Here is a 24329-nt window from a genome sequence, read left to right as displayed (position 1 = left end):
AATCCACAAGCAGGAGGGGGAAATTGTGATGAATGAAAAGAAGAACTTTGTCATTGCTGAAGACGACTGGTCCCTCCATCGAAAAGGCTATGATGATCAGAGGCGACATCAGGAAAAAGTAAAAGACGCCATGAATAAACAGCTTCCTGACTTGATTACTGAAGAGAACATTGTCATGTCAAATGGAAAACGTGTTGTAAAGATACCTATTCGGTCACTTGATGAATATAAGATCAGGTATAATTATGAGAAAAACAAACATGCCGGCCAAGGCGATGGAGACAGTCAGGTGGGGGATGTCGTCGGTCAGTCTCAGGAAGCCCAGAAGAAACCTGGGCAGGGAGAAGGAGCCGGGGACCAGGCAGGAGAAGATTATTACGAAGCAGAGGTTTCACTAGCTGAATTGGAAGAGGCCCTCTTTAAAGAGCTTACACTTCCTAATCTTGCAGAAAAAGAAAAAGATACAATCATTCACGAAGACATAGAGTTTACAGACATTCGCAAAACAGGACTTGTTGGCAATATTGATAAGAAGAGAACGATGCTGGAAGCTTTCAAACGAAATGCATTAGCAGGAGAATCATCTTTCTCTCCGATCTATCCAGAGGATATCCGATTTAAAGCATGGACAGATCGAGTGAAGCCGGAATCTAAAGCAGTTGTTATCGCAATGATGGATACGAGTGGATCAATGGGACAATGGGAAAAATATATGGCCCGCAGTTTCTTCTTTTGGATGAATCGTTTTCTTCAAAAGAATTATGAAACCGTAGAAATTGAGTTTGTAGCACACCATACGCAGGCAAAAGTAGTTTCAGAGCATGACTTTTTCTCGAAAGGGGAGAGCGGCGGAACGATTTGTTCTTCAGCCTATAAAAAAGCAATTGATCTGATTGAAGCGAAGTATTCGCCCGACCGCTATAATATTTACCCATTCCACTTCTCAGATGGAGATAACTTAACGTCTGACAATAAAAGATGTGTCTCCTTAATTCATCAGCTTATGGAAGTATCGCAGATGTTCGGGTATGGCGAAGTGAACCAATATAATCGATCCTCAAGTCTAATGCAGGCTTATAAATCGATTGATCATCCGAAATTCAGATACCATGTATTAAGGAAAAAAGCAGACGTATTTTTTGCAATGAAACACTTCTTTAGCGAAGAAACTGAAAATCAGCTCGTCTGACAAAGATAAACCAAGGGATCTTCCTTGGTTTATTTTTGTATTTAGAAATCTTAAGCTTAATTTCTTTTAGGGGAGGGAAGATAACCTAAGTAATTGCCAAAAAGTACATATAAAGGAGTTTCATATATGATTCACGAGATTCTTGAGTCGAATCAGTTTATTACGCTCATCGCTCTGCTGTTAATTATGAGTGTAATTGTAACTAAATTTTCTTCAAGACTAGGAGTTCCTTCGCTTTCCCTATTTATTGGTGTGGGGATGCTGGTAGGGAGTGATGGTCTTAACTTTCTTTCATTCAATAACGCGGAAGTTGCCCAAATGGTAGGTATTTTAGCTCTAATTGTTATTTTATTTGAGGGTGGTATGCAGACAAAATGGTCGGCCATTCGGCCTGTTGCAGCACCGTCCGTTACGCTTGCCACGCTCGGAGTGGTACTGACCAGCGGGATCGTCGGGATAGCAGCAAAGTTTATACTGGATCTGCCGTGGGTTGAAGCCTTTCTATTGGGCTCTATTGTTGGGTCTACCGACGCTGCCGCTGTCTTTGCTGTATTAAAGGGCAAAAACATCCGCAACAAACTCGAAGCCACTCTGGAAGCTGAATCAGGATCCAACGATCCAATGGCAGTATTTTTAACGATCAGCTTTATTCAAGTCATAACGGCTGATGAGACAAATATATGGGGTATGATCGGTTCCTTCTTTTGGCAAATGGGAGGAGGGCTTGTGATCGGGCTGCTCCTCGGCTATGGAGCCAGCTTTGCACTAAACAGAATCAACCTGGACTCCAGCGGGTTATATCCGATTTTTGCGCTTGGGTTTGCCTTTTTAACCTATGGGGCAAGCTCGCTTATTCAGGCCAGCGGGCTGCTCGCTGTCTATGTGGCTGCTGTACTGATAGGAAATGCCGAACTGGCTTACCGTTATTCCATATTACGATTCCACGAAGGGTTTGGCTGGATGGCGCAAATCTTAATGTTCATATTATTAGGTTTATTTGTCTATCCTTCTGAAGTGTTCGCCCTGCCGGTAATCATGGATGGACTTTTAATTTCGTTTGTATTAATCGTCATTGCGCGGCCGGTCGCAACGTTTTTGAGTCTCTTATTCTTTAAATTTGACTGGAAAGAAAAAACATTCCTGTCCTGGGCTGGTCTGCGTGGGGCTGTGCCGATTGTGCTCGCTATTTTTCCTTTACTCGCTGGAATAGAGCAAAGCCCCTTAATCTTTAATATCGTATTTTTTATTGTCCTTGTCTCTACAGTGGTACAGGGCTCCACTATTACCAGGGTAGCTGAACGCTTTAACCTTGTATCCGAGAAAAGCACAAACCCTATTCATTCACTGGAATTAATTTCGATGGGGAAAACCAATGTAGAAATGATGGAATATGAAATAACTGAAAGAAATTATGTCGTCGGACAATCACTGGAACATCTTGAATTGCCGGATAAGGCGTTGATCAGTGCGATCATTCGCGGGGGAGATGTCATTACTCCCTATGGTCAGTCAACGATTCAAGCGGGAGATACGCTTTATATTATGGTTTCCAAGCGTGTGAAAAAAGAAGTAATAGAGTTATTAGAGGCAGGAACGGAGTATAACAAGGTGGAAAAGACAGCTGAAAATGAAAAAAACCGAGCTTGAAGCAGCTCGGCTTTTTTCATAGCAGCTATGATATTTGTGGTCAATCGTTATGATATGAAGAATACACTATTAATTATAGAATAATCTCTCGCCATTTGTAAAGGCTTTATCCGGAAAATATGTATTTTTTACTAGTAACTGGCCCACTTTTGAAAAGGTTTACCAGCCTTGCATTGTCGTTCCCATCAATATCATATACAATTAGATACACACAAGAAAGGGGCTGGGTCAGGTGAAGAGGAAAATAGGGTTTATAGGATGCGGCCAAATGGGCCAGGCCATGATACATGGCATGATACAATCGGAAGTTCTTAAGGCGGATCAAATCTCGGCAACGGCGTTAACCGATGAGACGATTGATTACGTTGCGGAAGAGTATGGAATAGAGATCACAAATGATAATAAAAAAGTAGCAGCGGAAAGTGATATTTTATTTCTCGCTGTTAAGCCATATATTTATCAAGGGGTAGTTTCAGAAATAAAGTCAGCTGTACGGGAAGAAACGATTGTCGTAACGGTAGCTGCCGGCATTACGCTCGAAACGATGAAAAACGCTTTTGGATTTAATGTAAAAGTGATACGGTCTATGCCAAATACTCCTGCTCTTGTAGGGGCAGGCATGAGCGTGCTGAGCCCTAATGAATATGTTACAGCAGATGACTTAGCAATTGTTAGGGAATTGTTCGAGAGCTTTGGCGAAACAGAAGTAGTGGCAGAGGGATTAATGGATGCTGTTCCAGCCGTAAGCGGTTCGGCGCCTGCTTTTGTCTACATGTTTATTGAAGCGATGGCTGATGGGGCCGTCCAGCAGGGCATGCCTCGCGATAAGGCGTATAAACTGGCAGCTCAGACCGTCCATGGAGCGGCTAAAATGGTTCTTGAAACCGGAAGGCATCCAGGTGAATTAAAGGACGCGGTTTGTACACCGGCCGGGACAACCATCGCAGGGGTGACGATGCTGGAGCAGACGGGAATGCGAAGCTCCATTATTCAGGCGATGAATGCCAGTACGCAGAGGGCAAAAGATCTTTCGAGCGGTAAAAAATAGGGGGGGACGTTTGAAGAATGCAAGCACCTACACAGAGAATTTCAGTACGGGCCCGCTCCCTATGGAGAGTCTATGGCATTATTTCAACGATTGTCATAGCCATTTTTGCTATAGGTATCGGAGTGCTTACATATATCTTCAACTGGACGTTATGGCCTGTCATTATTATTTCCACCCTGCTTTTACTAGAAGGTATTGTAAACATTGGAATCCTACCTTCTATCCGGTGGAAAAGGTGGAGGTATGAAGTAAGAGACCAGGAAATCGAGCTTCAGCACGGATTGTTTATTATTAAAAGGACACTGGTCCCAATGGTCCGAGTCCAGCATGTAGATACGGAGCATGGTCCTCTGCTGAGAAAATACCGGCTGGCCACAATCAGCATATCTACAGCGGCCACCACCCATAAGGTGCCGGCGCTGGATGAACAGGAAGCGGAAGAATTAAGACTCTCGATTTCTTCTTTAGCAAGGGTGGCAGAAGAAGATGTTTGAGCCGAAACGTCTCCATCCTGTTTCTGCGTTCATCCATTTTATTAAAGGATTAAAAGATGCAATTCTTCCATTAGCGGCACTGTTGTTTCTTAACCGCAGCCCGGAGGAAGGATTTTTGGGCATGCTTCCATTTATTATTGGCGGTACGCTGCTGCTGTTTATTTTAATATCGGGGATTTTCCGCTGGCTGAGGTTTACTTATCGGATTGAAGAAGGAGAACTGCGGATCGAGCATGGGTTGTTTTTAAAAAAGAAACGGTACATACCTATTGAACGTATTCAGAGTCTGGATTTTTCCGAGAGTGTTTTTCACAGGCCGTTTAAATTAGTGAAAGTGACGGTAGAAACAGCCGGTTCATCGGATCCCCAAAAGTCAGAAGCTGAGCTGACAGCTATAGAGGTAACAGAAGCAAGGAATCTTGAACTGTTGATCGAGCAGCATAAGCGCGGCGAAGAAGAGGGCGAGACTTCTCCTGCTTCCGAGCGAAAGCTTGTCTACCAAATGAGCATGCGTGACATTGTCGTTATGGCTCTTACTTCAGGAGGAGCCGGCGTCGTAATCTCCGGGGTGCTCGTTTTTCTTTCGCAGGGACTTGAGTTCATTCCTGTTGGTGCGATCTATGAAGAAGTCATTGACTGGCTGCAGTTCGGGTTTCTAATAATTGCTGTCGGAATTCTTCTCGTATTGCTTGTTGCTTACGGTATATCGGTTGTCCTGACGATTTTGCGCTATGCTGATTTTTCAGTTTACTTAGAGAATGGAGATCTAATTATTACGAGAGGTTTATTGGAAAAGAGGCAAGTGACAATCCCTTTAAATCGGATTCAAGGATTAAGGATTGACGAAAACATAATCCGTGAGCCGTTCGGCTTTGCTACAGTGACGATCATCAGCGCGGGAGGTTCCCTTCAAGGGGGTCAAGAGCATTCGATGCGTGTCCTTCCTCTAATCAAGCGCTCAAAAGTCGATCAGGCTGTCAGGTCGATCATTCCTGAATATGAAGTGGATATTCCTATACACCACCCGCCGAAACGTTCAATCATCCGATATATATTAAGGTTTACGTGGTTCTTTACAGCTGTATCGATTCCTGTGAGTATTCTGTTTTATCCTCTTGGTTTGCTTTCGCTAGTGGTTATCTTTATCTTCGCCATTCTTGGGTATAATTCTTATCGTCATGCCGGATGGAGCTTAGGCGATCATCAGCTTCTGCTCGTAACAAGGTTTATCGTCAAGCAGACCTACGTCATGAAAAAACACCGGATTCAATCGATGACAAAGGACCAGACGATTTTTCAAAAGAAAGCAGATTTAGCTTCCATAGATGCAACGATGAAATCAGGAGTCGGAGGAGCCAGTGCCCGTGTCTTCTATCTAAAAGAGGAAGATACAAACCAAATCTATAACTGGTACAGTCATTCCAGAGAAAAATGATCCTTTTGTATAAAAAAGGATCATTTTTTTAGGGTTAAATATAAAATCCGAACATTTTAATTAAACTATTGAAATTTGTTCGTGAAAATAATATTATAGTAAATGTTGGTTAAATCAATCGGAAAGACAGGTGTTTCTTTTGTTAAAAAGATTTCGGCTCAGTGAAAATAATACAAGTGTTCGAACAGAACTCATTGCAGGGTTAACGACATTTTTAACGATGGTATATATTGTAGTTGTAAACCCGGCCATCCTTTCCGAAGCGGGACTGCCATTTGAACAGGTTTTCATGGCGACGGTACTCGCTGCTATTATTGGAACATTAATTATGGCTCTGGCAGCTAACTATCCTATTGCAATTGCTCCTGGGATGGGGATGAACGCCTATTTTGTTACAGAAGTTATACAGCAGGATGTCAGTTATTCGGTAATCCTCGGTACTGTATTTATTGCAGGTATATTATTTGTGATACTAAGCTTAACGAGCTTGCGTGAAATATTGATTACGGCTATCCCTCCTTCTTTGAAATATGGAATAACCGCTGGAATAGGCTTGTTTATTGCTTTTCTTGGTCTTCGAATGTCAGGGATTATTGTGGGTAGTGAAGCTACCTTGGTCACACTGGGTGATTTAACGGCACCAGGTACCTTCTTAACTATTATCGGTTTGTTTGTGACATTAATTTTAATTGCAAGAAGAGTGACAGGTGCCTTGTTTATAGGGATGATGGTCACAGCAGTAATTGGCATGTTTACCGGACAGCTTTCCTTTGATAATGGTGTTGTGTCTACACCGCCTGCCCCGGTATTCTGGGATATTGATATCGCTGGTGTCTTCAGCAATGGACTTTATACGGTTATATTTGCATTTTTACTTGTAACGATTTTTGATACAACGGGTACGATGATTGGCGTAGCCGAGCAGGCTGGCTTTATCCGAAAGGATGGAAGCCTTCCGAGAGCCCGCGCCGCACTAATGGCAGATGCTACAGCAACGACTGCCGGTGCTATGTTCGGTACAAGTCCGTCCTCGGCTTATATTGAGTCTTCCTCCGGAGTTGCTGCAGGAGGAAGAACAGGATTGACTACTGTTGTGGTGGCTGGATTGTTCATTTTATCTATTTTCTTTTCACCGCTTGTAGGTGCTGTATCAGGGCTTCCTGCCATCACAGCTCCGGTCCTGATGATCGTAGGCTGTTTTATGATGGAAGGACTTGCGAAGGTGAATTGGAAAACATTTGATGATGCGTTTCCTGCTTTTATTATTATTTTGACAATGCCCCTGACTTCAAGTATTGCAACTGGAATAGCGCTTGGGTTCATTACGTATCCTCTTATGAAGCTGTTCAGCGGAAAAGGAAAAGATGTTCACTGGATTCTTTACTTATTTGGAGCTATCTTTATCATTCAAATGATTTTCTTCCCAGGGCATTAAATACAAAGCCGCCGAGTTCCTGTCAGCGGCTGAGGCTGTCGAGTTATCTCGGCAGCTTTTTTTTGTTTCTTTGTTTTACTAGTAAAGGGCAGCACTTGCTAAATGGGGAAGAGGAATTTTCGGTTACAGGCAATTCCTTGGAAACGAATTCCGCAGAAGGCTTTAACAAAAAGAAGGAGGAAGTTCGATTATACGGATTAACTTCGGCACGTCGTGTGCGAACATCGACCGATCCCGCATCCGCGTATAAGCGAGGGAGAATCACGCCAAGTGAGCTTAACTTCTTATAATCCTTTTATAAGGAATTTCTTCTAAATGAATAAAATACCAAAATTAACTCACTCTAAGTATGGGTGATAACAATGGGATTCTTTAAAGATTTATTCCAAACTAAAAAAAGCCAGGACCGTCAAACAGTAGAAAGTGCAGAAGAGCCTCAGACACCGGCCTCAAGAAAGATGTCGGCTAACATTGACTATATACTTAACAGCTTTAAGAGAACACAGGATTTAAAGGTCCGTGTCTTAAATAAAGGCGAAGCCGCTTTAATGTTCATTGAAACATTAACGGATCAGGGAAAAATTCAAGAAATGATATTTACCCCTTTAGAAACTGGTAAATTCGATTCCATAAATGAAATACCTAACTCGAAAATAACTACGAATATAGATGAAGCAATAAACAGCCTTTTGAAAGGCCATGCGATTTTTTTGGAAGATGGCAGTGATGAGATTTCTCTGTTTAATGTTACGTCCGTCTTTAATCGTTCGGTACGAGAACCTGAAAATGAAAAGGTTGTCCGAGGATCTCACGATGGTTTTGTAGAGAATGTAATGATTAACGTCAACCTTGTGAGAAAGCGAATCGAACATAAGGATTTAGTCGTGAAGTTTTACAAAGTAGGTAAAAAAACCAATACGAATATGGCTGTTATGTATATGGATGGGATTGCTGATCCTGTAATTGTTCAGAAAATGGAAGAGAGAATAAGAGCTGTTAAAGTAGATAAAATTCAAAGTCCCGGGTATATGGAAGAGTTTATTGAAGACTCGCCCATCTCTCCGTTCCCGCAAATGCTGAACACTGAACGGCCTGATAAGGTAGTAGCCAATCTAATGGAAGGAAGAATTGCGCTTATGTCCGAGGGCAGTCCGACGGCTCTGATTGCTCCTTCTACCTTTTTTATGTTTTACCAGTCGCCGGATGATTACAACATGCGCTGGTATAACGGTACTTTTGTTCGGTTGATTCGTTTTTCCAGCTTTTTGATTGCTGTTGGACTTCCTGCTTTATATATTGCGATCGTCAGTTTTCACTTTGAAGTTATCCCTGATGATCTCATAACACCAGTAAAATCATCGATCAATGAAATCGCATATCCCCCGATAGTTGAGGCGCTTGTCATGGTTGTCATTATTGAGTTAATCAGGGAGGCGGGGATTCGGCTGCCTTCCCCTGTCGGCCAGACGATTGGTATTGTAGGTGGTCTCGTTATTGGAGATGCGGTTGTGCGGGCAGGATTAGTATCTAACATCATGATCATTGTTGTAGCATTAACTGCTATTTCTTCATTTGTAGTTCCCTCTAATGAGTTGAGCACGACCTTAAGGCTGTTAACCTTTCCATTAATATTGTTATCGGGAACGCTCGGATTTGTTGGCTTAGTTCTAGGGTTTATGTTTATTGCCATTCATTTAGCAAAGCTGGAGTCCTTTGGGGTGCCTTATTTTTCTCCTGTTTCTCCGCTTTCATTTAGAGATTTAAAAGATACATTTATCAGATTTCCTGTGTTTCTAATGAAAAAGAGGCCAAAAGATGCTCATCCGATGACAGAAACTGCTGTTGAGAGTGGGAGGGAGTGGAAGAAGGATGGAAAATCAGACCAATAGAATATCCAGGCGTCAGTTCTTCTTCATCATCATCCAGACGCAAATTGGAGTGGGTGTCCTCACCATGCCGTTTGAGCTTCATACAGCAGCCAAGCAGGATGGCTGGATGTCTTTGCTGGCAGCAGGGATCATTATTCAAATCATCTTGATCCTTTTTTGGCTGCTGGCCAAAAGACATTCTGAACTTGATTACTTTCAAATTCAGGAAACCGTGCTTTCAAAGTGGATAGGTAAGTTTTTCTCTGTTTTTTATATTATCTATTTTATTGGAGTCGGTGTGTTAATTCTTATTATGTATGGCCGAATGATCAGTTTGTGGGTATTGCCAAATACCCCTTTTTGGGTTTTATCCGGAATGATGGTGTTTGTAAGTCTATATATCGTCTGCTGCCGATTTATCGTACTGGCCAGAGTTTATACAATGTTTTCATTTTTATTAATTTTCATGATTTTCTTTATCTTTTACACTGTAAAAGATATTCAGTACATCTATCTGTTCCCCATGGGGCAGACCGGCTTTAAAAAGATATTGATGGGTATCGACCACGGGATTATAGCCTTGCTTGGGTTTATTGTTTCACTCATGATTTATTCCCAAGTAGAGGGAAAAGCTAAAGATAAGCTGAAAACGATTATTTACGCGCATTGGGCAGTTACGCTATTTTATCTAGCCGTCGTTCTTGTTACTTTTACTGTCTTTAGTACAGCAGAAATGGCACTTGTGTCTGAACCTGTTCTTTATATGTTAAAGTCCTATCAGTTTCCCGTTCTGGCACGTGTTGATTTGTTTTTTATTGCGTTATGGATGGTATTTGTAGCGACCTCTTACTCCTCCTACTTATATATGTCAACTTTAGGAATGAGACGGCTTATCAATAAAAACAAACCAAAGCTGTATATGTTTATTATCGCAATTTTAACATTTATCACCTCACTTTCTATCGGCTATGATGTGACAAAACTGAACGTTTTCAGTACCTATGTGGCGAAATCCGGTTATGTTTTCTCGGTGGGTCTGCCAATCCTAGTATTAATCGTCAGCTTGCTGCGTAAAAAGACTAAGAAGGAGGGAGCAGCGTGAAGAAAGTATTCTTAATTATGGTAAGTTCTTTGCTCCTCCTGACAGGCTGCTGGGATCAGCGCCAGTTTAAAAATGTAAAGCTCGTGTTGTCAGCAGGCTTTGACGCTGGAGAGGACGGGCAGATTATTCAAACCGTTTCTATTCCTACCGTAAGAGGGGGAGAATCTGGCACCCATATGGAAGCGATTCAAACTTTAACTACACAAGCGCCAACACCGTTAGCAGCATCTGACAAAATGGACCGTATGGTAGAGAATACATTAAACCCGGCTAAAATTCAGGTTTACCTTTTAGGTGAAGAGCTGGCAAAGCAGAGCATGTATCCGGTACTTGACGCTGTTTATCGAAACCCAAGCAGTAACTTAAATGCCCATCTTGTAGTCGTAGAAGGCGAAGCGAAAGAGGCTGTTGAATTTAAATCAACAGGAATTACAAAAATCAGCGAATATATCAGCGGGATTATAAGTGCTTCTGCTTATGTTACACATTCCTCCGGAGAAAACTTACAAATGCTATGTGCAGAATTAGTAGAGCCGGGTCAGGATTTTCTCGTACCTTTAATTAAAGTAGATTCAGAGAATGGAGTCGTTAAGTTTAGTGGTTTAGGCCTCATGTATGACGATCGTTATACAGGAGAAAAAATAGAGGCAGATAATGCGACAATGCTCATGCTGCTGCTTGGAAATAAAGGAAATGTAGCACGTATGACAAAAAAAGTCGGGGAATATGAAAAGGAACCGATTCTGGATTACGTTACATTTAATGTGATAAATATGGACCGTAAGATGAAAGTTCGTCCAAAAGGGGAGCAGATCGACGTTGATGTAAATTTGAAATTAGATGTAAGAGTAACGGAATACCCTCATGATCACCTCGTTGATGAGAAGGTTATAGACGAATTAAGCAAAAAGCTTTCGAAAGCACTTACGAAGGACTCCGAGGAGATTATGGCCAAGCTTCAAGAATCCAATAGTGATGTCTTTGGAATAGGAAGAAGAATCAAGGCTTTTCATCCAGATCTTTGGGGAAAATTAGATTGGACCGAAAAATACAAAGAGGTTAATTTCAATCCAAATGTTGAAGTCACGATCCAGCAGCATGGAATCGTTAACTAATAAAAAATTGCTAAAAGATGAAACCTTTTGTTGGGGTGAATCGTCTAAAATGTAGGAGTGCTTTAAAGCGTTAGAGAATGTCATTTTTCTGACGCTTTAGAAGGCTCTCATGAGAAAGCTGGCAACCCTGAAATGGGCTGCGTTTTTCAAACGATATACCTCCCCTTAGGTATAGAGCACCCTTCGTCTGACCACCGAAGGGTGTATTTTTTTGGGAGGAATGCGTCTTGAAATCAAGACATTTCTTTTATTATAATAGTTTGTGAGCCTTTGTTGCTAAATTGACTGATTTAAAAGAATATTCATTCTTTCGTAATTATATTGCAAGACGTCTGACAACCTGTTAAAATCCGTAGTAGCAAGACATAATGAAAGCATTTTCACAAAAATGGTTTCAAGACGACTTTTAACTTTTTAGAGGGGGAGAAGAAACGTGGATATATTGTTAGGCCTTTTGGCGGTTGTTGTTATCCTCGGTATCGCGTTTGTCATGTCTAATGACAGAAAGAACATTAATTATTTCGGTATTGGTGTTATGTTGTTAGCTCAGCTTGTCACAACGTTTATTATGTTTAAAACACAGATTGGCGCCACGATCATTAATGCTATTTCATGGGGATTTAATAAACTGATCGAATATGGTTCAGAAGGGGTTTCCTTTGTTTTAGGCGGCTTTGTTTTTGAAGAAGGCGGAGCTGGAGTTTTCTTCTTTAATGTTCTTTTGTTAATTATTTTCTTTGCAACGATTTTATCTGTTCTTACTTATCTTAAAATATTACCTTTTATCATCAAATATGTTGGACTAGGTCTTTCCTATATTACAAGGCTTCCAAAAGTCGAATCGTTTAACGCAGTTAACAGTATCTTTTTCGGACAGTCCGAAGCGATTATCGCGATTAAGTCCCAGTTCAAACAATTAAATAATAACCGTTTATATATTGTCAGTGCTTCGGCTATGGGGTCCGTATCTGCTTCAATTGTAGGAGCATATATTGGAATCCTTCCAGCTGATTATGTATTAGTAGCTCTTCCATTAAATATGTTTAGTGCTCTTATTGTTGCGTCTCTTATCGCGCCGGTACGAGTACCTAAAGAAGAAGACCATGTTGATATTCAAGATGTTTCTAATGCAAAAAGCTTTTTTGAAGCGATGGGGAACGGGGCTCTTGACGGTGGTAAAATCGCCCTGATTGTAGCCGCTATGCTTATTGCTTTTATCGCTTCCTTAGAATTAGTAAATGCTGCTTTCGCCGGCTTGTTTAACGGGCTGACCCTTCAGCAGACACTTGGTTATATTATTTCTCCAATTGCTATTCTAATGGGGATCCCGGCTGCAGAAGTTATTGATGCCGGAGCAATTATGGGTACGAAGATTGTAACGAACGAATTTGTCGCTATGCTTGAATTTCAGGGCATGCTGGATTCCGTTTCAGAGAAAACAGTTGGTATTGTTACAGTATTCTTAACAAGCTTTGCTAACTTCTCTTCTATTGGTATTATTGCAGGTACAGTTCAGGGAATTGATTCAGAAAAAGGTGCAAAAGTATCCGGATTCGGTATGAAGCTTCTAATTGGTGCTACACTTGCTTCCATGCTTTCCGGTACTATGGCTGGACTTTTCTTATAAAAATAAGCGTCTGAGGAATTTTCCTCAGGCGTTTTTTGTATTGTCTAAAATTCCAAGCTGTGGATATATATGTTTAAAAGAGAGACATCCAGCTCCAGCACCCAGACACTCGCGTCATAAGCAATCCGCCCTGCTAAAAGGGAAGGACACCTTCCTCCGGTCGTTTTGCTTATGCGTTTCGTGTCTGCCAGGGCGCTTTTAGCTTTTGTTATATTCAAATTTTTGGAAATCTCAACAGGGAGAATAATTTAAATAATTAGGGAGATTTAGGACATTCTATCGAGAGAAGAACTAAATGAGGTGTAAGAATGTGAACGAGACTTCCGAAAATAAAGTCAGCCGCTGGTGTTTGATCAGTATGGCTTCAATTCCGCTTGTCATGACACTGGGAAATTCAATGTTAATTCCTGTCCTCCCGATCTTTGAGAAAAAAGTCGGAATTACTTCTTTTCAATCAAGTATGATTATTACCAGCTACTCGCTGGCTGCCATCTTTCTTATTCCGGTAGCCGGATACTTATCGGATCGGTTTGGAAGAAAGATTGTCATCCTTCCGAGTTTAATCCTTGCATTAATTGGAGGACTGATTGCCGGCTATGCCTCGTGGAAACTATCCTCTCCGTTTAACTGGATCATGATTGGCCGAGTGCTGCAAGGCGTTGGAGCTGCGGGAGCTACCCCGATCATCCTTCCTTTAGTTGGCGATCTATATAAAGATGATGATGAAAAAACAAGCTCGTGTTTAGGGATAATTGAAACATCGAATACGTTTGGAAAAGTCCTCAGCCCGATTCTAGGAGCTGCTTTTGCTGCGTTTTTATGGTTTCTCCCGTTTTTTTCGATTTCATTTTTCAGTTTAATATCCATTATTCTGGTGTTCTTTTTTATAAAAGCTCCCAAGCAGAAAGAAGAACCGCAAAAGTTTAAAGCCTTTGTCCAGAAAACGAAGAAGATTTTTAAAAACGAAGGAAAATGGCTTTATACGGTGTTTATTCTTGGAGTTTATTTAATGCTAATCTTATTTGGAGTGCTTTTTTTCTTATCGGATATTTTGGAGAAGACGCACAACCTGCTTGGGGTTAAAAAAGGATTTATATTAGCGATTCCGCTTTTTGCGTTATGCACGGCTTCCTTTATCACCGGAAAATTGATAAAAGGGAATTTGAAGACGATGAAGAGACTTACAGTCATCAGTCTGCTTCTGATCGCAGGGAGTATTGTCTTTACCGGTTATTTAAAAGAACAGCTGTGGCTGCTCTTAGCGGTTACGAGTGTAACAGGGGTGGGTATCGGCATCGTTCTGCCTATTTTAGATGCAATGATTACAGAAGGTATAGAAAAGGAAGAGCGCGGCACGATCAGTTCTTTTTACAGCTCTTCAAGGTTCATTGGTGTTGCTTTAGGGCCGCCTGCCATGTCGCTCGTTATGAAAAACTATTTAAACATCAGTTATATTGCAGCAGGGATTGTTTCTATTCTTTTACTGATTCTTGTCATAATGCTCATTCACCCTGAAACGAAGGAAACAAAAGCCAAAGCTGAGGAAAGTCCGGCGTAAGGTTCGCCGGGTTTAAGTCTCCTTATTTAAGGCAATAAACTTTGTAGACTTAAAGTAAAGGAGATGTCGATATGGCAAGCGATTATCCACTATATATTGACGGTGAATGGGTAAAGACAGACGAGACACTGGAAGTATTAAATAAATACACACAAGAGACTTATGTAAACGTTTCAAAAGCATCGGAAAACGATGTAGACCAGGCCATTGCTGCGGCTGAAAGTGCGTATAAAAATGATGCATTGTCCCCTTACGACCGCTATGAAATTTTAAAAAGAGTAAGCGAACTTTTGATGGAAAGAAAAGAAGAAATAGCGGATATCATTACAATTGAAGCCGGCAAGCCTTTAAAACAGGCCCGTAATGAGGTGGACCGTGCGGCGCAGACGATCGAAATCTCAGCAGAAGAAGCAAAAAGGATTTCTGGGGAAGGGATTCCTGTAGAGGCTGCTCCTGGATCTGAAAATCGTATGGCTTTTACAATCCGCGTCCCAGTTGGAGTCGTCGGGGCAATTAGTCCTTTTAACTTCCCAATAAACTTAGTGACACACAAAGTTGGTCCTGCGATTGCATCAGGGAATGCGGTTGTGTTGAAACCTGCGAGCAACACTCCCGTATCTTCTCTGAAACTGGCAGAGCTTTTTCACGAAGCCGGGCTTCCTAAAGGACTTCTGAATGTCGTTGTCGGATCCGGCTCTACCGTCGGTAATCAAATGATGCAGGATTCAAGGATCCGGCTGTACACGTTTACCGGCAGTACAGAAATCGGTTTAAAACTAAAGCAGGATACGGGATTAAATAAGCTGATTCTCGAACTAGGCAACAACTCGCCGGTCATTATCGACGAGGAGGCGGACATTAAAGCAGCTGCTAAAAATACGGCGGCAAAAAGTTTCGCATTTGCCGGACAGACATGTATTTCCGTGCAGCGTATTTATGTACATGAAGCCGTCCAGCAGGAGTTCCAGGATTATTTCATTCAGGCGGTCAAAGAACTAAAAGTCGGGGACCCGGCTGACCCGCAAACAGATGTTGGACCAATGATAAGTGAAGAAGAAGCCAAGCGGGCGGAAAGCTGGATACAGGAAGCGAAGGATTCCGGGGCGGAAGTGATTTATGGAGGGACAAGAAAAGGTTCTGTGCTGGAGCCGACGGTCCTTACTGGTGCTACAGAAGAAATGAAAGTTGTATGTGAAGAAGTTTTCGCACCTATTGTTACCCTCCTGCCTTTCTCTGATATCAAGCAGTGTATTGATGAAGTTAACGCTTCTCCATACGGGCTGCAGGGAGGTATCTTCACCCAGAATATAGATACCGCCTTTTACGCGGCCAAAAAAGTTGAAGTAGGAGGATTTATGGTCAATGATGCTTCCCAGTACCGTGTGGATTTAATGCCATATGGCGGAGTGAAAAACAGCGGATGGGGTAAAGAAGGACCGAAGTACTCCATTGAGGAAATGACAGAAGAACGATTAATCGTCATGAATTTAAACAAATAATAATCCTTGCTTAAGCGTGTAGAGAATCTACACGTTTTTTCTTTACACTTGGACGCGAATACCAGTTTCCACACCCCCGCATCGTGTGGGGGCGTTCCACCAGAAATACTTCGTTGATTTACATCGTAGAAAAAGACATGGTGTGCCGAACTTAAGTTAAACTTCCGCCTTTTTACGAGACGCATTGGCGAAACCTGTGCTTTGGGGTCTTGGATCGTCCGTTTGTCTTGCAGGAGCCTTGCAGTATTCGCTTTAGGACATCACAGGCAGCCCAACAACTCTTTTCTAGCACGCTATTTCTAGCTTAGTGAAGAAGCAAGGACATTTAAGCCCTTGCTTTTTCCTGTGCTGTTATTTGGTTTTTCTGAAGCAAAACCATCCGGATTAACAGAGTAATAGCTCCGGCGGTCAGGCCGATAATTAAACTCATCCAGTAGCCGTATGGTCCAAGACTTGTATAATTTGCTAACAGGTAGCCGCTTGGAAGCCCGATCACCCAGTAAGAAACAAAAGCCATGAGAAGGGTTATATTTACATCTTTATAACCTCTTAAAATGCCTTGCAGCGGAGCTCCAAACCCATCAGAGAGCTGGAAGAAGATCGCAAAATAGATAAAGCTTGTTGTCAGTTCAATGACCCGCTCGTTAGAACTGTATAAACGGGCCACGGACTCATCAAAGATAAATAAGGTCAATCCGGCAGCCACAGAGGCTCCTGCAGCAAGGAGAATGCCCATATAAGAATAAGTTCTGGCATCCCTATATCTTCTGCCGCCAACTTCAAAACCCACGACAATCGTTAACGTAAAAGCGATGCTTAAGGGGACCATATAAAGCAGTGAAGCGAAGTTTATCGCTGCCTGGTGGGCAGCGAGCGTATAGGTATCGTACGCAGTCATAAAGAAAGTCACGGCAGAGAAAATGCTTGTCTCAAAAAAAATTGCAAAACCGATCGGAATCCCGATTTTTAATTGCTCCGCCCAGCTTTTTAAGGAAGGAGTTATCCAATTTGAGAAAATTCTGTAGTGACGAAGCGGATAGAGCTTATGAATAACGAAAACTGTAATTCCACAGGCCACCCAGTATGTAAGAGCTGTCGCTAATCCTGCTCCAATACCGCCTAATGCAGGAAATCCCCATTTTCCGAAAATCAACACATAATTAAATAAAATATTGGTAGGCAGCGTCAGCAGAATAATAATCATTGATATTTTAGTTTGGCCAAGATCATCAATAAACGAACGCAGCAGATTAAAGATGAAAAGTGGAATGATCCCAAGACCCAGGCTCACTAAATAATATTTAGCAACGAAGCGCACGCGTTCCTCAAGAGAAAACAGATTCAGTACAGGGTCAAGCAGAAAATATCCAATCATACCGATGATGACTGCTATGATAACGGATAAGTAAACTCCCTGTTTGACGCTTTTGGAAATGTCTTTTTCGTTCTTGGCTCCTTTAAGCTGTGAGACAATCGGTGAAATTGCCATCATTATTCCATTTAGTCCCGTGAATACAGGAAGCCATATGTTTGAGCCGATCGCTGCACCAGCCAGTTCATCGGGACCTGCTTGTCCAGACATAATGGTATCGAAAAAGTTCATTGCATACATTCCGATTTGTGTAATTAAGATAGGAATTAAGATAATCATAAATAATTTAATTTTTTCTCGTAATGTATGTGTTTCGTACATAAACGTGCTCCTTTTTGATACAATTCCTTTAGGACATACACGACTTGTTCTAATTTTATTACCGGAACTGGATTTTAAAAATGTGAAAGCTCGCGTCCTGTCCTGTGGACAGACGCATATGAGAAAGGACGTTGAAAATTGAGTAATAAACGAATTTTATTTACAGGAGGCGGAACGGCAGGACACGTAATAGTCAATCTCGCCTTAATTCCTGAATTTCAAAAACAAGGGTATGAAATAGATTATATTGGTTCTTACGAAGGAATTGAAAGAAATTTGATCGAGCAGCTGGACGGAGTGAACTATCACGGGATCTCCACAGGTAAGCTGAGGCGGTATATGTCTAAGGAAAATTTTAAAGATCCTTTTAAGGTGCTGAAGGGACTTTATCAGTCCTTAAATATTATCCGCAAAAGAAAGCCTCAGGTGATTTTTTCAAAAGGAGGGTTCGTTTCCGTGCCGGTCGTGGCAGCGGCTAAGCTGAAAAAAGTGCCGGCTATTATTCACGAATCCGATTATACTCCTGGACTGGCGAACAAGCTATCCTTTCCTTTTGCGCAAAAAGTGCTGGCGACATTTCCGGAGACGATGCAGCATCTTCCGGAATCTAAGGGAAAGTATATCGGCGCAATCGTTCGTGAGGAACTTTTTGAAGGGAATCGCTTAAAGGGACTTGAACTGTGCAAATTTAATCATACTAAGCCTGTTATCCTCGTCATGGGAGGCAGCACGGGGTCTAAAAAGGTGAATGATGCTGTTCGGGATAATTTAGATGCCCTGTTACAAGAAGTACAGATCATTCATATCTGTGGAAAAGGGCATAAGGATCCATCGGTCAGCCGCCCTGGGTATGTACAGTTCGAATACGTCAGTGATGAATTAAAAGATCTCCTGGCTGCAAGCAACTACGTTATCTCACGCGCGGGTTCAAATGCGATTTTTGAGTTTTTAGCGTTAAGAAAACCGATGCTTCTTATCCCGCTGTCAAAGCAAGTGAGCCGCGGGGACCAAATTCTGAATGCCAACTCGTTTGTTAAGCAAGGGTTCGCCCATAAGCTTGAAGAGGAAGAGCTGAATTCAGAGAGTTTATTAAGGGAAGTCCGCCGCTTAATGGATCAGCGTGAGGAACTGTTAAACAACATGCAGAAATATGAAAATAAAAAAACAAAAGAAGAAGTCATTCAGATCATTCAGCAAGCGGAAAAATAAAGAGAAGTCCTGCGATTAATTTTGCAGGACTTCTCTTTATTTACCGGAGAGTTGTTCATCAGCCTTTATCATTCGAAATAAAGAAAGAATGCGATATAATAATTGTATCTTTACTAATTTAAGACAGGGGCTGTGTTATGAAAACTAAAATGTGCCGGTATTGTTATAAACCGATACGTGACCGGGATGAGCTTGTTACCGCGTCCAGCTGGTTTCGTATTCGTCCCTTTCACTATCGCTGCTTTGAACTAGTGGAACAGGATATGCGGACGATCGCCGGGACGTGGACACCGGTAAATGGACGTGCCGGGATGGGAACGGTGATCGTAATGGTGTTATTATCTATATGGATGCTTACAACCACTACTTTAGGAGCTATCGGTGATTTAATTGGCGTATTGGCCTTATACCCAGTGTTACTCCGTGTGGTTTCATTTCTAATATTCGAACGGCCGCTTCCTAAATATATAGAAAATAAAAGAAACGACCATTATTAAACATTTGGTGATGCTGTTTCAGCCAATTAATAAAAACGAGAGGAAGGATACCTTTGACTGAAATACCTTCAATAGAATTACATAATGGAGTAAAAATCCCTCAGCTGGGATTAGGCGTTTATAAAGTTGAAAAAGGTGCAGAAACTTACCAAACCGTTTCTTCCGCTTTAGAAGCAGGATATCGCCATATTGATACTGCTTCTTTCTACGATAATGAAAAAGAAGTTGGAGAGGCAATTAAGGACAGCGGCATCCGCAGGGAAGACCTGTTTGTAACGACTAAAGTCTGGAATGACGAGCAGGGGTATAAAGCAACATTAGAAGCATTTGAGCGCAGTCTACATAAGCTTCAGCTCAATTATGTCGATCTTTATTTGATTCACTGGCCCGTTCCCGGGTTTCAGGAGACGTGGAAGGCTCTTGAGAAGCTTTATAAAGAAGGCCGGGTAAGAGCGATAGGCGTGAGTAACTTTATGCAGCGCCATCTGGAAACTTTATTAGAGAATGCCTCTATAATTCCTATGGTCAACCAGGTCGAGTTTCATCCGGAGTTATATCTTAGTGAACTGCTACATTACTGTAATGATAAACAGATTCAGCTGCAAGCCTGGTCACCGTTAGCCCGCGGATCCTATCTCGATCACGAAACTTTAGCGTCTATAGGAAATAAATATGGAAAAACCCCGGCTCAGGTGATCCTTCGCTGGGACATTCAGCACGGAATCGTCACGATTCCAAAATCAACCCATAAAGACAGACAAATCGAGAATAAGAGGATATTTGATTTTGAGCTGACGCAGGAAGATATGGAGAGGATTAACCGTATGAATAAAAACAACCGCGTCGGTTCAGACCCTAACAAACTCTATTAAGTGTAAATGGCGTCCAGTCTAATGACTGGGCTTTTTTTTAATCTTTTTGAGAAGGGCGGGATGCATTCCTTTCCTCCTCTTTCAAAATTAAAATAAAAGGCAGGAAAACGACCACTATGATAAAGGCAAATAAAATTAATTTGGCTAGAGCATTAAATAAGAAAAAGATAGACAAAAAAAAGAAAAGCAGTAGAAGTAATGGAACTATATAGGCATACAGCATTATTCAGCCTCCTTTATCTTTAGGGTTTCCAAATCGAATAAAATTTATGGGATAGTGAAGAATAATAACCGAATCTTATTGGAAATGCTGACCGGCTGAGGAGATCTCATAATGTGGAAGAAGAAAAAAACACAGAAACGTGAGGAATATATTAAGCAAGAAGAATCAAGAGCTGAAGAGAATCTTCAAGAGCTTTTCTTTGCCATGAAAAAATCAAGTGATTTTAAAACGTATAAAGTTGGATCATCTAATTATCAAATTTCTTATATTAATACCCTGATAGACCATCAACTTCTTAACCACTCCATTTTACCTATCCTTAAATCTAATAAACTGTTCACTTTGGAAGAAGCAAAAGATTATATTCCCGTGCAGCAGCTGAGCATTACAGATGATGTAAAAGAAATAAGAAGAAAAATTATGACAGGACATATAGTTGTTCAGACTGATGAATCCAATGAACAAGTGCTGGTAATTTTCGCGGGAAGAACCGAAGGAAGAGATGTGTCCATACCTGAAGTAGAATTCAGTGTCGTTGGTCCAAAAGAAGCGTTCGTTGAATCTATTGACCAAAACACTCGTTTAATTAGAAAAAGGCTTCCCCTGCCTCAGCTTACCCTTAAAGAATTAAAAGTGGGAAAGATGACGCAGACAAGAATAGGCATTATTTTTTTGGAAGAAATTGCGAGTCAAGAGAATGTGGATACTGTAATTCAGAGAATCGAGGATATTCAATATGACCAAATAATAGACAGTTCTTTTATTACACAGATTATCTCCGACAACTCTCATTCTCCTTTTCCGCAGCTTCTTGATACAGAGAGGCCGGACAGGGTAGTGGAAGGTCTGGTGGAGGGTAAAATTGGGATAATTGTGGATGGATCTCCACACGTCCTTACTTGCCCGACGACGATTGTAGAATTTTTCTCTGCATCGGACGATTATTTCCTTCCATGGCATTTAGCTACAGTATTTCGCTTGATTCGATTGTTTGCCGTCCTATTCTCAGTTTTAAGCACTCCTTTATATGTAGCAATTCTCACCTATCATCATGAAATGATACCGGAAGAGCTGATGACAACAATTGTAGCCTCTAGAGCAGATATTCCTTTTCCGCCTATTCTTGAAGTAATTATATTAGAGATTGCCATAGAACTATTAAGGGAAGCCGGAGCCCGTCTGCCGACAAAAATTGGTCAGACCATAGGTATTGTAGGTGGTATTGTAATTGGAACTGCTGCTGTGGATGCCGGCCTAACAAGTAATGTTCTTCTCATAATCGTAGCACTAGCGGCATTAGCTTCCTTTACCACTCCAGTTTATCAAATTGGTAATACGATTCGGTTAATTCGTTTTCCATTTTTACTGGGGGCTCAATTATGGGGGTTAGTGGGCATAGCAATGGTTATGGCTTTTTACATTGGGCATTTAATCAAACTGAAGTCAATCGGACGTCCATTCTTTGCGCCGATCTATCCTTTAAGATTTCGTGACTTAAGAGATGCATTTATTCGGTTACCCTTTAGCAGGCAGTCTGAAAGGCCCGTTCAAACCCGCCCTCAGAAGTTCAAGCGTTTTAATCAATCCCAGTCTGTAGAGAAGAGGGATATCGATGAATAAAATTGCTAGAACAAAGGCGAAGCTGCCTGTTTCTGAAAATTTTCTCATCACCCCGATGTTTGTATTCTTTATTATCCATGCTATGCAAGTCGGTGTGGGTATACTTGGTTTTGAATCTTATATCGCCCGGTTTTCAGGGTTTGATTCTTGGATCTCGATATTAATTGCAGGAGGGTTCACCCAGATCCTGCTATGGATGATTTATCAGCTTTTACAGGATAGTGAGGGGGACATTGTTTCTATTCACCGAATAGTCTTCGGTAAATATGTTGGCTCTTTTCTTAGTTTATTTTTTAGTCTTTACTTTTTGCTGCTTGGTTTAACTGTATTAAGAACATTTATAGAAGTGATTCAAGTATGGGTGTTTCCCAGCCTTCGAATAGAAATTTTTGCTTTAATATTTATCCTGCTCGTCTATTATTTAGTAGTTGGCGGGTTTCGATTGGTAACAGGTATGTGTTTAATCAGCACAATATTGACGCTTCCTTTACTCTTGCTGAAGTTTTTTCCTATCGAAGTGGGAGTTACTGATTATCTTTTTCCTGTTATTGATCACAGTATTTTAGATTTACTAAAATCGGCGAAAGCGTCTGTATTAGGGTTTTTGGGGATAGAACTGCTTTTAATTTTTTATCCATTCATTAAAAAACCAGAGGAATCCAAGAAATGGGCCCATTTTGCTGTTTTTTATACAGTGCTCATATATTTAGCAACAGCACTCGTCTCTTTTCTTTATTACAGTGAGGAGCAGTTAAAGCATATCACATGGGGAACGATTTCTTTATGGAAAATTGTCCATTTTCCATTTATAGAACGTTTCGAGTATATAGGTATTGCATTATGGGTTTATGTCATTGTTCCTAATATTTGTCTTGCTTTATGGGGGGCCAGCCGCATACCTAAGAGAATGTTTGCGACAAGTCAGAAAGCGTTTATTTTGGCTTTTTGTTTTCTCCTATATATGTCCACCTTGTATATTGATAACCGGGAGGGTGTTGAGAAATTAAACGACATCGCAAATGCAGTTGGTTTTTATGTGCTTCTTTATATTCCTGTGCTATTTCTGCTTATGAAAACCGTTGGGAAATGGAGGAAGAGGAGAAATGCATAAGCTGTCTATCGTTCTAGCGGCAATTGGAATCCTGTTTCTAATGGCAGGCTGTACGGACGTCCAAAGTATAGAAGATCGCGCTATTGTACAAATATCTGGCTATGATTATAAAGATGAAGAGAACATCGTGGGTACAGTGGCGATCCCTCAGTATGGAATGGAGGAAAGCCGAAATCTTGAAGAGCTTACGCTGTCTGTAGAAGCTGGTTCTTTAAATGAGTTTGATTCTAAAATAGAAAGGGAGTCATCTAAACCTCTTTCTATGGGGAAGTTGACGGTTACTTTATTTAATAAAGAATTAACTGCTAAAAACACTATGAAAGATTTTATGGATGTTTTAAGCAGAGATCCAAGAATCGGAAGGAATATATATTTGGCCATAGCAGAAGACAGTGCTAAAGAAATGATAGAAGGGAAGTACAGTCAAAATGTAACAACAGCCAGATACATTAAAGGATTAATTGAGAACAATGCAAAGCGTAATTTCCCAGAGACAAATTTGCACCATTATCTTTATGCTTATTATGGGGAAGGTCTTGATGGGTTTCTCCCTGTTCTCTCTAGGGAAAATGGTCATATCCTTTATTCAGGCATCGCTGTACTTAAAAAAGGAAAGCTTGTTCAAATTATACCGGAATCTGAGGCTTTAACCTTTAAGATTTTAAGAGAAAAGGTTAGAGAAGGCCGGGAAAATATTGAATATAAAAATGGTAAAGTAGGAATTCAAGTTACTAATTCAGATGTTAAATATAAATTAGAAGGCAGTTCCGCAGATCCCCAGTTTACCGTTAATGTTAATATGGACGCATTTATAAATGAAATGAAAAAGCTTGACATTGACAGTAATAAAACCCCCAAATTAGTACACGATGTAGAAAAGAAATTTGAAGAACACTTTGAAGAAAAAATGAACAAGCTTATATTGGAATTTAAAGAAAATAGGACAGACCCCTTAGGGCTCGGATCGATTTATCAAAACCGTACAAGAAAAGCGAACATGGAAAAATGGAATGAAAATTACGCAAGCGTGCCTGTTAAGGTCAATGTAAATATCGAATTGACAGGAACAGGAATATCTTATTAAAAA

The 24329-nt window shown here is 41.1% G+C and carries 20 protein-coding genes; 18 read left to right on the top strand and 2 right to left on the bottom strand.

Going from position 1 to position 24329, the window contains the following annotated elements; all coding sequences use genetic code 11:
• Positions 1-28 precede the first annotated feature (28 nt).
• The 12 genes from yhbH (at position 29) to HUS26_RS10325 (ending at position 16017) form a co-directional block, all read left to right on the top strand.
• Complete coding sequence (gene yhbH, locus HUS26_RS10380; protein WP_173917094.1) at positions 29-1189, top strand: sporulation protein YhbH; 1161 nt, start codon at positions 29-31, stop codon at positions 1187-1189.
• Positions 1190-1315: 126 nt separating this feature from the next.
• Positions 1316-2836: a potassium/proton antiporter gene (locus HUS26_RS10375; RefSeq protein ID WP_173917093.1), complete on the top strand. Its 1521-nt coding sequence runs from the start codon at positions 1316-1318 to the stop codon at positions 2834-2836.
• Positions 2837-3068: 232 nt separating this feature from the next.
• The gene (proC, locus tag HUS26_RS10370; protein WP_173917092.1) at positions 3069-3884 is read left to right on the top strand and encodes a pyrroline-5-carboxylate reductase; all 816 of its coding nucleotides are present in this window, start codon (positions 3069-3071) and stop codon (positions 3882-3884) included.
• A 17-nt stretch (positions 3885-3901) separates the two neighbouring features.
• Positions 3902-4378 (top strand): PH domain-containing protein, encoded by a 477-nt coding sequence (locus tag HUS26_RS10365; protein WP_173917091.1) that lies wholly within the window; start codon positions 3902-3904, stop codon positions 4376-4378.
• Entirely contained in the window at positions 4371-5813 is a 1443-nt protein-coding gene (locus tag HUS26_RS10360; protein WP_173917090.1) for a PH domain-containing protein, read from the top strand. Before HUS26_RS10365 ends, HUS26_RS10360 begins: the two co-directional genes overlap by 8 nt.
• Positions 5814-5952: 139 nt before the next feature.
• Positions 5953-7248: an NCS2 family permease gene (locus HUS26_RS10355; RefSeq protein WP_173917089.1), complete on the top strand. Its 1296-nt coding sequence runs from the start codon at positions 5953-5955 to the stop codon at positions 7246-7248.
• Between the two features lie 362 nt (positions 7249-7610).
• Positions 7611-9137, top strand: coding sequence for a spore germination protein (locus HUS26_RS10350; protein ID WP_173917088.1), 1527 nt, complete (start codon positions 7611-7613; stop codon positions 9135-9137).
• Positions 9118-10218: an endospore germination permease gene (locus HUS26_RS10345; RefSeq protein ID WP_173917087.1), complete on the top strand. Its 1101-nt coding sequence runs from the start codon at positions 9118-9120 to the stop codon at positions 10216-10218. Before HUS26_RS10350 ends, HUS26_RS10345 begins: the two co-directional genes overlap by 20 nt.
• Positions 10215-11333: a Ger(x)C family spore germination protein gene (locus HUS26_RS10340; protein ID WP_173917086.1), complete on the top strand. Its 1119-nt coding sequence runs from the start codon at positions 10215-10217 to the stop codon at positions 11331-11333. Before HUS26_RS10345 ends, HUS26_RS10340 begins: the two co-directional genes overlap by 4 nt.
• Before the next feature lie 433 nt (positions 11334-11766).
• Positions 11767-12960 carry a NupC/NupG family nucleoside CNT transporter gene (locus tag HUS26_RS10335; RefSeq protein ID WP_173917085.1) on the top strand — a complete coding sequence of 398 codons (1194 nt, stop codon included), beginning with the start codon at positions 11767-11769 and terminating at the stop codon, positions 12958-12960.
• 358 nt (positions 12961-13318) lie between these two features.
• The gene (locus HUS26_RS10330; protein ID WP_173918812.1) at positions 13319-14518 is read left to right on the top strand and encodes an MFS transporter; all 1200 of its coding nucleotides are present in this window, start codon (positions 13319-13321) and stop codon (positions 14516-14518) included.
• A gap of 71 nt (positions 14519-14589) precedes the next feature.
• A complete protein-coding gene (locus tag HUS26_RS10325) occupies positions 14590-16017 on the top strand; it encodes an aldehyde dehydrogenase family protein (protein WP_173917084.1) in 1428 nt (475 codons plus the stop codon).
• Positions 16018-16342: 325 nt separating this feature from the next.
• Here HUS26_RS10325 and HUS26_RS10320 read toward each other — a convergent pair whose 3' ends face one another.
• Positions 16343-17710 (bottom strand): MATE family efflux transporter, encoded by a 1368-nt coding sequence (locus HUS26_RS10320; RefSeq protein ID WP_173917083.1) that lies wholly within the window; start codon positions 17708-17710, stop codon positions 16343-16345.
• Positions 17711-17848: 138 nt separating this feature from the next.
• Between HUS26_RS10320 and HUS26_RS10315 the strand changes: the two genes are divergently transcribed.
• The 3 genes from HUS26_RS10315 to HUS26_RS10305 all read left to right on the top strand — a co-directional run bounded on the left by HUS26_RS10315 (position 17849) and on the right by HUS26_RS10305 (position 20288).
• The gene (locus HUS26_RS10315; protein ID WP_173917082.1) at positions 17849-18919 is read left to right on the top strand and encodes an undecaprenyldiphospho-muramoylpentapeptide beta-N-acetylglucosaminyltransferase; all 1071 of its coding nucleotides are present in this window, start codon (positions 17849-17851) and stop codon (positions 18917-18919) included.
• 137 nt (positions 18920-19056) lie between these two features.
• On the top strand, positions 19057-19416 hold the full coding sequence (locus HUS26_RS10310) for a hypothetical protein (protein ID WP_173917081.1): 360 nt from the start codon (positions 19057-19059) through the stop codon (positions 19414-19416).
• A 53-nt stretch (positions 19417-19469) separates the two neighbouring features.
• A complete protein-coding gene (locus HUS26_RS10305; RefSeq protein ID WP_305792002.1) occupies positions 19470-20288 on the top strand; it encodes an aldo/keto reductase in 819 nt (272 codons plus the stop codon).
• A gap of 37 nt (positions 20289-20325) precedes the next feature.
• Here HUS26_RS10305 and HUS26_RS10300 read toward each other — a convergent pair whose 3' ends face one another.
• Positions 20326-20511: a hypothetical protein gene (locus tag HUS26_RS10300; protein ID WP_173917080.1), complete on the bottom strand. Its 186-nt coding sequence runs from the start codon at positions 20509-20511 to the stop codon at positions 20326-20328.
• Positions 20512-20622: 111 nt separating this feature from the next.
• Here HUS26_RS10300 and HUS26_RS10295 point away from each other — a divergent pair, with 111 nt between their 5' ends.
• From HUS26_RS10295 to HUS26_RS10285, 3 genes are read left to right on the top strand one after another with little or no spacing between them, the layout of a single operon-like run.
• A complete protein-coding gene (locus HUS26_RS10295) occupies positions 20623-22131 on the top strand; it encodes a spore germination protein (RefSeq protein WP_173917079.1) in 1509 nt (502 codons plus the stop codon).
• Positions 22124-23242: a GerAB/ArcD/ProY family transporter gene (locus tag HUS26_RS10290; RefSeq protein WP_173917078.1), complete on the top strand. Its 1119-nt coding sequence runs from the start codon at positions 22124-22126 to the stop codon at positions 23240-23242. Before HUS26_RS10295 ends, HUS26_RS10290 begins: the two co-directional genes overlap by 8 nt.
• The gene (locus HUS26_RS10285; RefSeq protein WP_173917077.1) at positions 23235-24326 is read left to right on the top strand and encodes a Ger(x)C family spore germination protein; all 1092 of its coding nucleotides are present in this window, start codon (positions 23235-23237) and stop codon (positions 24324-24326) included. Before HUS26_RS10290 ends, HUS26_RS10285 begins: the two co-directional genes overlap by 8 nt.
• The last annotated feature ends 3 nt before the right edge of the window (positions 24327-24329 follow it).

The organism is Halobacillus sp. Marseille-Q1614 (genome assembly GCF_902809865.1).
Taxonomy (GTDB): domain Bacteria; phylum Bacillota; class Bacilli; order Bacillales; family Halobacillaceae; genus Halobacillus_A.
This window is presented reverse-complemented; position numbering and strand designations above follow the sequence as displayed.

What these genes read in the sequence shown, in the direction of transcription:
- yhbH (WP_173917094.1), top strand. Translation starts at nt 29, where the DNA reads ATGAATGAAAAGAAGAACTTTGTCATTGCTGAAGACGACTGGTCCCTC.
- HUS26_RS10375 (WP_173917093.1), top strand. Translation starts at nt 1,316, where the DNA reads ATGATTCACGAGATTCTTGAGTCGAATCAGTTTATTACGCTCATCGCT.
- HUS26_RS10365 (WP_173917091.1), top strand. Translation starts at nt 3,902, where the DNA reads ATGCAAGCACCTACACAGAGAATTTCAGTACGGGCCCGCTCCCTATGG.
- HUS26_RS10360 (WP_173917090.1), top strand. Translation starts at nt 4,371, where the DNA reads ATGTTTGAGCCGAAACGTCTCCATCCTGTTTCTGCGTTCATCCATTTT.
- HUS26_RS10350 (WP_173917088.1), top strand. Translation starts at nt 7,611, where the DNA reads ATGGGATTCTTTAAAGATTTATTCCAAACTAAAAAAAGCCAGGACCGT.
- HUS26_RS10345 (WP_173917087.1), top strand. Translation starts at nt 9,118, where the DNA reads ATGGAAAATCAGACCAATAGAATATCCAGGCGTCAGTTCTTCTTCATC.
- HUS26_RS10330 (WP_173918812.1), top strand. Translation starts at nt 13,319, where the DNA reads ATGGCTTCAATTCCGCTTGTCATGACACTGGGAAATTCAATGTTAATT.
- HUS26_RS10325 (WP_173917084.1), top strand. Translation starts at nt 14,590, where the DNA reads ATGGCAAGCGATTATCCACTATATATTGACGGTGAATGGGTAAAGACA.
- HUS26_RS10320 (WP_173917083.1), bottom strand. Translation starts at nt 17,710, where the DNA reads ATGTACGAAACACATACATTACGAGAAAAAATTAAATTATTTATGATT.
- HUS26_RS10310 (WP_173917081.1), top strand. Translation starts at nt 19,057, where the DNA reads ATGAAAACTAAAATGTGCCGGTATTGTTATAAACCGATACGTGACCGG.
- HUS26_RS10300 (WP_173917080.1), bottom strand. Translation starts at nt 20,511, where the DNA reads ATGCTGTATGCCTATATAGTTCCATTACTTCTACTGCTTTTCTTTTTT.
- HUS26_RS10295 (WP_173917079.1), top strand. Translation starts at nt 20,623, where the DNA reads ATGTGGAAGAAGAAAAAAACACAGAAACGTGAGGAATATATTAAGCAA.
- HUS26_RS10290 (WP_173917078.1), top strand. Translation starts at nt 22,124, where the DNA reads ATGAATAAAATTGCTAGAACAAAGGCGAAGCTGCCTGTTTCTGAAAAT.
- HUS26_RS10285 (WP_173917077.1), top strand. Translation starts at nt 23,235, where the DNA reads ATGCATAAGCTGTCTATCGTTCTAGCGGCAATTGGAATCCTGTTTCTA.